This is a genomic window from Yimella lutea (assembly GCF_006715095.1).
Classification (GTDB): Bacteria; Actinomycetota; Actinomycetes; order Actinomycetales; family Dermatophilaceae; genus Yimella; species Yimella lutea.
The window spans coordinates 1,974,510-1,987,181 of sequence record NZ_VFMO01000001.1 but is presented as its reverse complement, the minus strand read 5'-3'; the positions used below and the strand labels follow the sequence as shown (position 1 = coordinate 1,987,181).

Annotated in this window: 11 protein-coding genes; all 11 read left to right on the top strand. The window is 62.7% G+C overall.

Annotated features, from left to right (window positions below; genetic code table 11):
• Positions 1 to 78: 78 nt before the first annotated feature.
• The 11 genes from FB459_RS09515 to FB459_RS09465 are packed head-to-tail and all read left to right on the top strand — an operon-like array spanning position 79 to position 12,671.
• Entirely contained in the window at positions 79 to 1,326 is a 1,248-nt protein-coding gene (locus FB459_RS09515) for an AMP-binding protein (protein WP_170221827.1), read from the top strand.
• A complete protein-coding gene (locus FB459_RS18235; RefSeq protein ID WP_141928296.1) occupies positions 1,286 to 1,597 on the top strand; it encodes an acyl carrier protein in 312 nt (103 codons plus the stop codon). The genes FB459_RS09515 and FB459_RS18235 overlap by 41 nt, the downstream gene beginning before the upstream one ends.
• Complete coding sequence (locus FB459_RS09505) at positions 1,584 to 2,810, top strand: cytochrome P450 (RefSeq protein ID WP_141928295.1); 1,227 nt, start codon at positions 1,584 to 1,586, stop codon at positions 2,808 to 2,810. Before FB459_RS18235 ends, FB459_RS09505 begins: the two co-directional genes overlap by 14 nt.
• Before the next feature lie 7 nt (positions 2,811 to 2,817).
• Entirely contained in the window at positions 2,818 to 3,525 is a 708-nt protein-coding gene (locus FB459_RS09500) for a thioesterase II family protein (protein WP_170221822.1), read from the top strand.
• Positions 3,522 to 4,829 (top strand): APC family permease, encoded by a 1,308-nt coding sequence (locus tag FB459_RS09495; protein ID WP_141928293.1) that lies wholly within the window; start codon positions 3,522 to 3,524, stop codon positions 4,827 to 4,829. The genes FB459_RS09500 and FB459_RS09495 overlap by 4 nt, the downstream gene beginning before the upstream one ends.
• Complete coding sequence (locus FB459_RS09490) at positions 4,826 to 5,557, top strand: thioesterase II family protein (RefSeq protein WP_141928292.1); 732 nt, start codon at positions 4,826 to 4,828, stop codon at positions 5,555 to 5,557. The genes FB459_RS09495 and FB459_RS09490 overlap by 4 nt, the downstream gene beginning before the upstream one ends.
• Complete coding sequence (locus FB459_RS09485; protein WP_141928291.1) at positions 5,550 to 6,860, top strand: MFS transporter; 1,311 nt, start codon at positions 5,550 to 5,552, stop codon at positions 6,858 to 6,860. Before FB459_RS09490 ends, FB459_RS09485 begins: the two co-directional genes overlap by 8 nt.
• Positions 6,861 to 6,874: 14 nt before the next feature.
• Complete coding sequence (locus tag FB459_RS09480; RefSeq protein WP_141928290.1) at positions 6,875 to 8,893, top strand: condensation domain-containing protein; 2,019 nt, start codon at positions 6,875 to 6,877, stop codon at positions 8,891 to 8,893.
• Positions 8,793 to 9,725, top strand: a complete 933-nt coding sequence (locus FB459_RS09475) for an alpha/beta fold hydrolase (RefSeq protein ID WP_141928289.1) — start codon at positions 8,793 to 8,795, stop codon at positions 9,723 to 9,725. Before FB459_RS09480 ends, FB459_RS09475 begins: the two co-directional genes overlap by 101 nt.
• Positions 9,715 to 11,583, top strand: coding sequence for a 2-oxoacid:acceptor oxidoreductase subunit alpha (locus FB459_RS09470; RefSeq protein WP_141928288.1), 1,869 nt, complete (start codon positions 9,715 to 9,717; stop codon positions 11,581 to 11,583). The genes FB459_RS09475 and FB459_RS09470 overlap by 11 nt, the downstream gene beginning before the upstream one ends.
• Positions 11,580 to 12,671, top strand: coding sequence for a 2-oxoacid:ferredoxin oxidoreductase subunit beta (locus tag FB459_RS09465; protein WP_141928287.1), 1,092 nt, complete (start codon positions 11,580 to 11,582; stop codon positions 12,669 to 12,671). The genes FB459_RS09470 and FB459_RS09465 overlap by 4 nt, the downstream gene beginning before the upstream one ends.
• The last annotated feature ends 1 nt before the right edge of the window (position 12,672 follow it).

Sequence of the window (12,672 nt, the reverse complement as noted above, 5' to 3'; positions counted from 1 at the left end):
GATGGCTGTGAATACAGTTGGCGCCACGTCTCCGCGGTCGCAGACCGAATCCGGGAGCAGATCCCACCCCAGTCGCGGGTGGTGCAGGTCTCAGCCGGGTCCAAGGTGGGCTACTTCGCAGCACAGCTTGCAGTCTGGCGCCTCGGTCGAATCTTCGTCACCGACGATGGTTCTCTTAGCGCTGAGCAAAATGGCCAGGTCGGCGCAGACACGGTGGTTTCTGTTCCGTCGGATGTCGAGGCGCGGATCGATTACGACCAGATACGGAAACCTGCGCCCGACGAGGCGCATTTCCCCACGGGCATCGCTGCGGTGAACTTCACATCCGGGAGTACCGGCGCACGAAAGGCGGTGGCGGTCACTGCCAAGAACCTGTTAGCCACTTGGGCTGATCCTTCCCTTTCAACAGCGCGTGTGGGCCACGCATCGGCAAGCTTCGCGCAACCTGCCTTCGATGGCTGGTGGTTCGATACCTGGCGAACCGTGACCGAAGGTGGGACCGTCGTTTGCCTACCCGGTGTCAACGACGACGTTTTCGCTTGGCCGGATCTTGCCCGCCGCTACAACATCGGGCGTGTCCTGCTACCTGCAGCGGTTCTGTCGACGCTGCTCGATGCCGCACCGGAATGTCTGGTGGGGTTCCCCACTATCTTTAGCGGCGGGGAGGCTTTCGGGACGACGGTGGTTTCCCGCGCCGCTGAGGCCGGGCTACCCGGTCGATTCGTGAACTTGTACGGCCCAACGGAGGCAACATTCGCAACGCACCGATACGACGTCGGGCAAGGTGACGCTGACGGGCCCATCCCGATCGGGCGACCGCTCTCATCAGTCCAGCAGCTCTTGCGCCCCTTGGATGACCAGCCCGAACACTTCGAGCTTGTCGTGAAAGGGCCGACCGTGTGCGCGGGCTACGTCGATGACGGCAGATTGACAACGCGCTTCCTCGATCAGGACGGACATCCTAGTTATTCGACGGGGGACCTTGTCACAGTTGCGCCAACGGGGGATTTGGTATTCGTCGGTAGGAGGGACCGCCAAGTGAAGGTCAATGGTCACCGTATCGACGCGGGCCAATTGGAGCGTCACGTTCTCACCGTGCCCGGCGTGAGCGCTTGCCGTCTACTGCAGCGCGACCATGTGACCGTGGCGTTCGTGGTCCTCCTCGACCGGCAACCGCATGCCCGAACCCCTACGGATGACCTGCTGAACGTCGTCCGAAGCTACTCGGCAGCGATTCACGTCCAGTTAGTCGACAACCTGCCACTGAGGGGCGGCGGCAAAGTCGATGAGGGCGCCCTGTTCGAGACATATAACACCACCGTATAGGAGGAAACCCGCAATGACAACCTCAACACCTGCGAACAGCACACCTTCGGCCCAAGAGATCGTCGAGTGCATCAAAGCCGTTACGAACCGTGACGTCACGCCTGACACCGACATCTTCGACTCAGCCGGCGTTGACTCCCTCTCCATCCTCCGCTGTCGGGCCAACTTAAAGACCAAGTTCGGCTTTCCAGTCCCGGCCAGTGCCTTCTTCAACGGACGGACTCCGACCGGTATCGCACAACGAATTGAGGAAATCCGTGAGAACGGTTGACGACAGCCCACTCTACTCAGCCGACTTCTTCGCTGACCAAGACCCGTGGGCGTATCTCAACGAACTCCGCACAGAAAGTCCCGTGTCGCTCCACCGGCGGGCGGACGGATATGAGTTCTACGCCCTCACAACCTACGAGGACGTCCGCGACGCATACATCGATCACGTAAACCTGAGTTCGTCATACGGAACGATGATCGACGGGTCGTTCATCCCGCAGGAGGATACGGCCTCCGGTCGGATGCTCATCGTGGCTGATGAGCCGGCGCACGGACGGATTAAGAAGCCGGTGAAACAGAGCGGCTTCAATCGCGGAATGATTGAGTCCATCGGTCGCACCGTTTCGCGGAACATTGCCACCAGTTTGAATGGGCTAAGCGTCGGTGACCACATCGACTTCACCACGCACGTTGCACCGGAGTTGCCGAAGGGCGTCCTGGAGGTGCTCTTCGGGGTCGGGCCAGCTGACGCCGCGGAGCTACTTCAAGCGACCCGAACCATGATCGGCTATCGGGACGCCAACTACAGCGGCGCCGCACCGTTGGACTCGCTCGTAGATGCACAGCAGGAGATCCTAGACTTCATCGACGACCTCATCGGGCAGCGCCAACGGACCGGCGACGACAGCGACATGATCGGCTTTCTCGCCTCGTGTGTATCACGGGGTGAAATGACCCGGGATGTTGCACTTCTGAACGGTCTCAACGTCGCAGTCGGCGGCAACGAAACCACGCCCCATACCGCGAGCCTGAGCATCCATACGATTGACGCACACCCTGACGAGTGGAGCAAAGTCACGAGTGGAGAGGCCGATCTCGACCTCGCAACGGAGGAGTTCCTGCGATGGACGTCAACGAACACCTACGTACAGCGGCTCAGTCTCAACGAGGTGAGTTTCGGTGAGGCAACCATCCCTCCGCGCTCCTTCGTAACCCTGTGGAACATGGCGGCAAACCGTGACCCGGACGTGTTCGACCGACCGGACGAGTTTGTCATCGACCGACCTCACAACCGGCAGATTGCGTTTGGCGCCGGCGTCCACCGATGCATCGGTGCACCGGTAGCCACACTCGAGATCAAAATGTTCTTGGATGCCTTACGTAGCTGGGACAAAGAGTTTGCAGTACTTGAGCCGCCCCGCCGTCTTCGCTCCAACTTCATGCTCGGCTTCACCGAATTGCAGGTTGAGGTCATTCCTGCCCGGAAGAGCTGACTTCTCCATGATCAAGCCAAACGACATCATCGGATTCTTCCCTGCTGCGGGTGCGGGCGGCAGCACGCTCGACTCCAGCCGTGAGATTGCCGACCAACTAGGGTGCGCGCTGCTCGAACTGCCCAACCCGCCGACGATCGACGACTTCACCACCGGTCGGTGGTACAACGGCCTCGAACACATCGTGCGTGCACAAATTGCCAAGGACGGCAACAGCCGGCTCGTCTTGGTCGGTCACTGCATGGGCGGCCTGTCGGCGTTCACCGCTGCTTCATTGCTCCGTTCCACGAGCCCGGATGTTCGGGTCGGAGCTCTTGTCATAAACACTCCGTACCCCGGACGGGACGGGCGTATCCCGACCATGTCAGCCCTGTCGGACAGTGCTATTGGCGAGCTACTCGGGGCTGAGGGTTTCCCGCAAGAATTGATCGACGACGTGGACATGCTTGAGGAAGTTGCCACGAACCTACGAGCCGAAGCTACTGTCGCGGACAGAGTGGCTGGGGCGATCCATGAGCGAACCGACTGTGTTCCGCTCCACGCTCTGTCGACCCGTGGGGACCCGTTCATCACCCCGGGCGACTGCGAAGGTTGGTCACGCCGGTCATGCGGGTTGTTCGGTTGGACAATCTGTGAGGGTGGTCATGCCATCAACGAAGCCAGTGCTCCGGTTCTTCGGCGAACGATCATGTCGCTCTTCGGTGAACTGGCATGACGGCTGCGGGAACTCACGAGCTGCGCCGCTCGCTCAACGGGGTAACCGCCACGTTCATCGCGCTCGGGACGGTCCTGGGCAGCGGAATCATGATCCTGCCCGGATTGACGTACAGCAGCCTGGATCGCTCGGCGTGGATCCCGTGGGCTATCGCGGCGTTGAGCGTGGCGCCTCTGCTAGTCGCGTACTCGTGGCTGGGTCGCTCCTTCCCTTCCGCGTCCGGCGTGGCTCATTATTCGCAGTTGGCGTTCGGTCGTCCCTTGGGTGCTACGTCGGGCGTACTCGCCATCATCGCCCTCGCGACCGGGATACCCGCCACGGCCCTGACCGGCGGACGTTACGCCGCGCAGTTCACTGACGAGCCGGCCCTGCAGTGGCTCATCCCGCTGGTCCTTGTCGGTACAGCGATCTGCGTAGCAGCAAGCGGCACCACGGTGTCGGGGCGAGTCCAGACAGGGCTGACTTTGTCGCTGTGCATCGTCGTCGTTGTGGTGTGCACGGCGGCCATTGCTTCCGCCGACTCGCCTCGCCCCGACCTGTCGTTCCCCGGAGAATCGGTCGCCGCGCCTCTCGCCGCTGTATTCGTTGCGTTCACCGGGTGGGAGACTGTCGCGTTCACGTTCGAGGAGCATGCCCGACCGGACCTCATCCCCCGCATCTTCGCCATCTCCTACGTGATCGTCACGACCGTTTACGCACTAATTCTGCTCGCACTGTTCTCGGTGGTGGCCTCGGATGATCCGGGTTTGACGGAGGCACCGCTCCTGCTTCTCGCCCAGAAGGTCTTGGGGGGCGACGTGGGACGGTACTTGGTGACTGGGTTCGTGGTGGCAGCCATCCTGTCTAACGTTCTTGCCTCTGCTGTTGCCCTCTCCCGGCTCGTTTTCGGCATGGCACGTGACCGCCATCTACCGCGCCACTTAGGAGTTCTGACAGCCACTGGCAATCCACTACGTTCAGTCTTCTTCGTCGGGGGAACGTTGCTGCTCATCGCCTCCAGCGTGTGCGTTGGATTGCTGCCATTCGAGCAATTGTTCGTGTTGTCCGGCGGGATCTACTTCTTGCTGTACGCCGTGGGTGCCGCCTCCTACGCAGCCCTGAATCCCCGTCGAGGAGCGAAGCTCGTCACCCTGTTGAGTCTCGTCGCGGTGATCTCGGTGGGCGTATTGGCAGCCTCGTCACTCGTGGTTTCCCTATGCCTAGCAGCAGGTGTTTTCGCTGTGATCAAGCTGGTTGCCAGGACTTGGAGACAACCCGCCACGGATGAAACTAGATCTGGCGCATATGGGAACGGAGAAACATGACACATCTATTGTTTTTTCCCGGTGCAGGATCGTTCGGCACGGAGTTCGCAACGTTGGGGCGTTCATTGCCGTTTGCTTCGGCGGTCATCGACTACCCGGGCCGCCGCGGCGCAACCTTCGGTCACCCACCGGAGTCGTTCCGTACGGTCGTGGACCACTGCATGGAACAAGTCCGCGGCACGGAGAGTCGTCGGCAGCCAGTAGCGCTCCTAGGCCACAGTTATGGCGCATACGTCGCCTGGGAAACGGCGATGAGACTCGAGGCGGAGGGTACGAGCGTCCGCGGTCTGTTCCTGGCAGGTGCAGCGTCACCTTCGCACGACACTTCGCGCTTGCCCGTCACCGTGCCTGAGGTCAGACGGTACTTCGACCGCGTGGATCCACACCTGCTCACGTCGGCACCGTCCTCCGAATGGGCCGACATCATCTGTGAAACAGCCGCGGACGACCTACGACTGCTACGTGACTACAGGACGCAGCCGAGGGGTGCCGATAGCATGCTCGCCATTCCTGCAACCGTCTGTCGGGGTGAGCAGGACACACTCGTCGACAGGGCCGCGTTGGAAGCTTGGGGTGAATTCTGCAGCGGCCCGTTCTCCTCCATCGTCTTCGCTGGCGGCCATTCCGATTACCTCACAACGTCAACTTTCGCGTCGTGGTTGACAGAGCAGGTTCATCAACTGGCCAGTGGTCCCGAACCCACCAAGGGTGTGAACCACGATGAGTGAGCGGACTCGACAGTCGGCTGGCAGCGGCCGCCCCGAGGAGACGGCACCAACCGAACCGACTCTGCGTTCGAACTACGATTTCACGAAGTTTTGGTTCGGCCAAGGGGTTTCGCTCCTCGGCTCGCAGATGACCCTCTTGGCACTCCCCCTCGCAGCAATCACAGTGTTCTCAGCATCGTCCGGTGAGGTGGGTCTACTGCGCTTCGTCGAGACCATCCCGTACTTGTTCTTCGCATTACCGTTCGGCGTCTGGGTCGATCGGCGGAAGAAGAAGCCCGTGATGATTACCGCGAACGCATTGCGAATGCTTCTCCTACTCGCCGTCCCCGTTCTGGCGCATTTCGACCTCTTGACGGTTCATGTGTTACTGGTGATCGCCGGCGCCGTAGGTGTCTTCTCCGTGCTGTTCGAAGTCACGTGGATGTCCTACATTCCGACGCTGGTGAAGCGCAGGGACCATCTCGTCGACGCCAACCAGAGGCTCGGTGTCACCCAGTCGACCACGGACCTCGCGGGCCCGGGGCTCGCAGGACTCCTCATCGGTTGGGTGGGGCCGATCACGGTCCTTGTCGTCGACTCGGTCTCCTACCTCCTGTCTCTGGTCACCATGGCATTTGTAAGGGCGCCAGAGGAGAAACCAGAGGTTTCGCCAGACAGGTCCTTCACCCGCGAGCTCAGCGACGGGGTAACGTTGGTTTTCCGGCACACCGTTCTTCGACCTTTGGCTCTGATTGCACCCTTCACCAACATGTCGTTGACGTGTATTTCGACACTTTTCCTCCTCTACGGGGTCCGCAATTCCGGACTGACGCCGGCGGAAATCGGGACGGTCTTCTCCGTATCGGCCGTCGGGGCCCTGCTCGGAGCTCTTGTCTCGAAACGCCTCCTCGCCCGGTTCCCCGTCGGTCCGCTGTACGGAGCCGCGATGCTTGCTCTGTACGCAGCCCCCTTGCCGCTGACGTTCGCTGACGGAGCGAAGTCCGTCGTAATGGCTGTATTCGCCGCAACACTCATGATCAGCTACTTCGGGAGCGGGTTATCGAACGTCATCCAGCTGTCGCTTCGCCAGACGTGTACCCCGACGCCGATGATGGGCCGTATGAGTGCCGCATTCCGCACTCTCCTGTTCGGGGGGGCGGCCGTCGGCGCGCTCATCGCCGGTTTCTTGGGCGAAAGCCTCGGTGTGGAAGACGCGCTCAGGCTCGTGACCATCTGTTCGGCACTCCTCGTCCTGCCCATTCTGATGACACCCGTCGTCCGGCTCCGCGACGTCTCGGACGCCATGACCACGGAAGCCCCCTGAACGAATCGATAACCATGGAGAGGATCACATCAATGAACCAATCTTCCGCTGCACCGATCGAGGCTGTTCGTGCGTCGTTCGCACAGGAACAATTGTGGTTCCTTGACCAACTTTCTTCCGGTGGCAGCGCCTACAACATCATGCTGAGTTGGGGACTGACCGGCGAAGTCAGAGCCGACCTCCTCCGCGAATCCATAGCTGCCGTTGTCGCACGACATGACGCGCTCCGCATGACCTTTCACGACGGCAATGGCACCCCCCGCGTTGTCGCGGCTGAGGCCGACAGCGTCCATGTCGGACTTCCGGTCATCGACCTCCGATCCTTGGACCCGACGTCCCGCCAGCAATGGCTGTCCGACGAGGTGAACAGACGGCAGAATCAACGTTTCAATCTCACGGTCGGCCCCCTGTTCTTCTTCGAGCTCATACAGCTCACCGAGGACGAGTTCTTTTTTCTGGAGTGCTTCCACCACTCGATCTTGGATGGATGGTCCTCATCGATCGTGAACGACGACCTCAGCCGCTTCTATAACGCCGTGGTCGAGGGCAAACAGATGCTCCCCCAGTCGTCGGACCCCACCTACATCGACTTCATCACCAATCAGCGGGCCCGTCTGACACCCAACGTCCTTGCTGAGGAACTCAGTTTCTGGACCGAACGACTCAAGGGACTCGCACCACTGCAGCTTCCCACCGAACGCTCGCGCGCCCTAGCCGCTGCATCCAACGACGCAGTGGCCCAACCCGGTGACACGTTCGTACGTGCCATGGATCGGACGGCCTACACGGCAGTCAAGAAGTCAGCGGCTGAGGGCGGAACCTCCACACTTGCCGTAATCGGCGCGGCACTTTCGGTGGTGCTCAGCCGATACTCGACAAGCACGGACATCCCAATTGGGATTCCGATGCTCGGGCGCATCGACGCAGAGTGGGAAGGCGTGGTCGGCATGTTCATCAACATGACCGTGTTGCGCTCGCACCCGAATCCCGAACTGACCTTCGCCGAGCTACGAGAGCAGGTCATGGAGAGCCTGTTCGAACTCATGGATCACCAGGAGGCGCCGTTCTCCATGGTGGTCGAACAGGTGGCCCCGGCTCGTGCCGCAAACCAGAATCCCCTGTTCCAGGTTAGCCTGCAGGTCCTGGACGCCAGTAGCGCGGGCCAGACCCTCACGCTCACGGGCGTCGACGTTGAGTTCATCCCGCCCAGATCCGACACCTCACGTTTCGACGTGTCCCTCAATCTTTTCGACTCCGGCGAAGACATCCAGGTATCCGCGGAGTATTCGACGCACCTCTTCGACGAGTGGCGCATCATGGGACTGCTTGGCCACCTCGAAGAGGTCATCCGACAGGGAGCGACCAACCCAACGATGAGACTCTCGAGTCTGGCGATGGTCCCCACGGATGAAGCCACCGAACTCGTGGCCGCCGGACGGGGCCCGCGAACCTCGCGGATCAATCTCGACGCCGCCCTTCCCGACGCACGTGATCTCCCTCTCGCCGTGGTCGACGCCCAAGGCAACCTCACACCACGCGGCATCCCGGGTGAAGTGGTACTCGGTCTGTCCCCGTGGACCGATGAGGTGGCGGATCAGATCGCTACTACGGGCAGCGTGACCTGTGTGCCCACCCGCCCCACCGGACTGCATGCCGTCTGGGGACGGGATATGGATCTGCAGCCAGTCACCTCCGGAGAGCCCCCACACACGGCGGCCGTCGCCCGAACGGGCCCTTCCGAACCAGAGAGCGGTATCGACTCGCGGGCTCCCCGCGACAGCGCAGTTCAGGAGGACGTGGCACAGGCATTCACAGACGTTCTCGAAGTTACGCATCTTGGTCCCGACGACAACTTCTTCGACGCTGGCGGCAGCTCCTTGCGAGCAATGCGTGTCATCAGCCGTGTCAACAAGAAGCTGGGGATAAAGCTGAGTGTTCGAACCATGTACGCCGACCCGACAATCCGGGCCGTTGCCGCAGCCGCAACGGAAGCACTCAACGCGTCAGACAGGACAGCGTCCAGTGTCCAGTGAACAGCAACAAACCCGCCTCCCGGCCTCGCTCGTCCCCCTCAACACAGAAGGTGAGGGAGTCCACCTGTTCTGTGTGCATCCCAGTTCCGGCTCACCTTTCCACTACTACGAACTGGCCAAGTCGCTCCAAGCTGGGCAGCGAACCTACGGGGTTCAAGCACCATCCTTACCCGGGTCAGGCCGTGCGGCACCCTCCATCCGGGACCTTGCTGCCGTGTACAGCGACGACGTACGGGAGGTGATGCAAACCGTCGAGGGGTCCGATGTTGCTCTCCTCGGATGGTCGTTGGGGGGCATCATCGCCCACGCCATAGCCTGCCGGTTGCAACACGTCGGTGATGTCAGCGTCAAGGCCCTCGTCCTCGTGGATGTGAGTGTTCCGCGTATTGCGAGCCTTCCGCCGGAGAAGCAATTGGTCCTGCGATTCCTGCAGGAGCTGTTCGGCAATCAATCGGCCATCCTTGAGCAGGTTGCTCCAGTGATCGAAACCGCCCCTGACGACGATGCGCACGATCTGTTCGTGCGACTGGAACGATCCGGCGATTGGGGATTCGACGACCTGGACGCCGGCTTCTTGACGGAGCGCTACACGATCTTTCGGGCCTTGGTCGCCGCGTCATACGCGTACACGCCCACTGAAACCTATTACGGTCCAGCGATGCATCTGACGGCCCGCGACTCCGGGCTGTCGCCGACTGAATGGCCAACGTTCATCCCGGCCCTACGTGAACGCTCTGTTCCCGGAGATCACCACACGCTCTGGCTCGCGGACGGCCTCGCAATGATCGCTACGGCGGTTGATTCCAGTTGTGGGGCCAACAGTGAGAAGTAAGCAGTCCCAAGCACTCGACCGTGTGGTCATTCGTTTCGCCGGCGACTCCGGCGACGGCATGCAGTTGACCGGTGACCGATTCACCGCCGAGGCGGCCTCGCTCGGCAACGACCTGTCGACGTTGCCCAACTTCCCCGCCGAGATCCGCGCGCCCCAGGGCACGCTGCCGGGTGTCTCCAGCTTCCAGCTGCACTTCGCCGACCACGACGTGCTCACCCCGGGTGACGCGCCCGACGTGCTCGTGGCGATAAATCCCGCTGCACTCAAAGCGAATCTGGGTGATCTGCCACGCGGCGCGACGGTCATCGTCAACACCGACGAGTTCACCAAGCGCAACCTGGCCAAGGTCGGTTACACCACCAGCCCGTTGGACGATGAATCCCTCGCCTCATGGCAGGTGCACCCTGTCCCGCTGACCTCGATCACCGTCGAGGCGCTTCAGGAGTTCGAGAGCCTGAGCCGCAAGGACAAGGAACGCGCGAAGAACATGTTCGCGCTCGGCCTGCTGTCGTGGATGTACTCGCGTCCGCTGGAGGGCACCGAGAAGTTCCTGTCCACCAAGTTCGCCAAGTTGCCCGACATCCTCGCCGCCAACATCAAGGCACTGCACGCCGGTCACGCGTACGGCGAGACGACCGAGGCGTTCGGAGTCCAGTACGAGATCGCGCCGGCCCCGATGCCGCAGGGCACCTACCGCAACATCACCGGAAACGTAGCTCTCGCCTACGGATTGGTGGCTGCGTCGCACCGTGCGGGCATCCCGCTGACACTCGGCAGCTACCCGATCACGCCGGCGTCCGATCTGCTGCACACCCTGTCGGGGCTCAAGCGCTTCAACGTCATGACGCTGCAGGCCGAGGACGAGATCGCCGCTGTCGGTGCCGCACTCGGCGCGTCGTTCGGTGGGTCGCTCGCTGTCACCACGACCAGCGGACCCGGCCTCGCGCTCAAGGCCGAGACCATCGGCCTCGCGGTCTCCCTCGAACTGCCCCTGGTGATCGTCGACGTGCAGCGCGGTGGCCCGTCCACCGGCCTGCCGACCAAGACCGAACAATCAGACCTGCTGCAGGCGATGTTCGGCCGCAACGGCGAGTCCCCCGTGGCCGTCATCGCGCCGTGCACCCCGATCGACTGCTTCGACGCCGCGCTGGACGCCGTTCGCATGGCCACGAAGTACCGCACCCCGGTCATCGTGCTGTCCGACGGTTACCTGGCCAATGGTTCCGAGCCGTGGCTGGTGCCATCCGTGGACGAACTGCCCGATCTGACAGTCGAATTCACCACCGAGCCCAACGACGTGGACGCCGACGGCAAACCGGTCTTCCACGGCTACAAGCGCGATCCGGAGACGCTCGCTCGGCCGTGGGCCGTGCCCGGCACCCCCGGTCTCGAGCACCGCGTCGGCGGTATCGAGAAGGCCGACATCACCGGCAACATCAGCTACGACCCGGCCAACCACGACCACATGGTGCGCACCCGCGCCGCCAAGATCGCCGGCATCGAGGTGCCCGACGTCGAGGTCGACGACCCGAGCGGCAAGGCCAAGGTGCTGGTGCTCGGCTGGGGTTCGACCTACGGACCGATCCAGGCCGCGGCACGGCTGGTGCGTGCCGGCGGCGCCGAACTGGCCACCGCACACGTCCGCCACCTCAACCCGTTCCCGGCGAACCTCGGAACCGTGCTCAAGTCATACGACCGGGTGATCGTGCCGGAGATGAACCTCGGCCAGCTCGCGATGCTGCTGCGCAGCAAGTACCTCGTCGACATCAAGTCGCACACCGCCGTCCGCGGATTGCCTTTCACCGCAACCGAACTCGCCACCGTCATCACCGAACACCTCGAGGGGGTCTCGCAGTGAGCATCGACCTGGGCATGCCCGCCACCATCGGCGGCGGCACCGCCGGCGTCCCGACCACCGACGCGAAGCAGACCAAGAAGGACTTCACCTCCGATCAGGAAGTGCGCTGGTGCCCTGGCTGCGGCGATTACGCGATCCTCGCCGCCGTCCAGGGCTTCCTTCCCGAACTCGGCCTCAAGCGCGAGAACATCGTGTTCGTCTCCGGCATCGGTTGCTCCAGCCGTTTCCCGTACTACCTCGACACCTACGGCATGCACTCGATCCACGGCCGCGCCCCGGCCATCGCGACCGGGCTCGCCACCTCGCGCGGTGACCTGTCGGTGTGGGTCGTGACCGGTGACGGCGACGCGCTGTCGATCGGTGGCAACCACCTGATCCACGCGCTGCGCCGCAACGTGAACCTGACGATCCTGTTGTTCAACAACAAGATCTACGGCCTCACCAAGGGTCAGTACTCCCCCACCTCGGACGTCGGTGCCGTGACGAAGTCGTCGCCCGCCGGTTCGGTAGACCGGCCGTTCAACCCGGTCTCGCTGGCGCTCGGAGCCGAGGGCACGTTCGTCGCCCGCACCATGGACTCCGACCGCAAGCACCTCACCGAGACGCTGAAAGCCGCTGCGGCACACCGCGGTACGTCGCTGGTGGAGATCTACCAAAACTGCCCGATCTTCAACGACGGCGCCTTCGAACTGCTGAAGGACCGTGACGAGGCGACCGCGCGCCTGTTGCACCTCGTGCCCGGCGAACCCGTCCGTGCCGGCACCGGCGACGACGTGCGCGTGGTCGTCAGCGCCGAGAACGGTTCTCTCGCCGTCGTTCCCGAGGCGGACGCCGATCCGAATCGCATCGTCCACCACGACCCCACCGACCTCGGTCTCGCGTTCGCGCTGTCGCGGCTGGACGACCCGTCGTTCGCGCACGTACCGATGGGCATCTTCCGCCAGGTCGAGGTGCCGACGTACGACGACCGTGTACGCGCCCAGATCGACCAGGCCACCGGCGGCGAACAGGTGGCCGACGCCGACCTGCAGCAACTGCTGTCCGGTGCCGACACCTGGGACGTCAGTCTCACGAATGCACTGGCGTGAG

What these genes read in the sequence shown, in the direction of transcription:
- FB459_RS18235 (WP_141928296.1), top strand. Translation starts at nt 1,286, where the DNA reads ATGAGGGCGCCCTGTTCGAGACATATAACACCACCGTATAGGAGGAAA.
- FB459_RS09500 (WP_170221822.1), top strand. Translation starts at nt 2,818, where the DNA reads ATGATCAAGCCAAACGACATCATCGGATTCTTCCCTGCTGCGGGTGCG.
- FB459_RS09495 (WP_141928293.1), top strand. Translation starts at nt 3,522, where the DNA reads ATGACGGCTGCGGGAACTCACGAGCTGCGCCGCTCGCTCAACGGGGTA.
- FB459_RS09490 (WP_141928292.1), top strand. Translation starts at nt 4,826, where the DNA reads ATGACACATCTATTGTTTTTTCCCGGTGCAGGATCGTTCGGCACGGAG.
- FB459_RS09485 (WP_141928291.1), top strand. Translation starts at nt 5,550, where the DNA reads ATGAGTGAGCGGACTCGACAGTCGGCTGGCAGCGGCCGCCCCGAGGAG.
- FB459_RS09480 (WP_141928290.1), top strand. Translation starts at nt 6,875, where the DNA reads ATGGAGAGGATCACATCAATGAACCAATCTTCCGCTGCACCGATCGAG.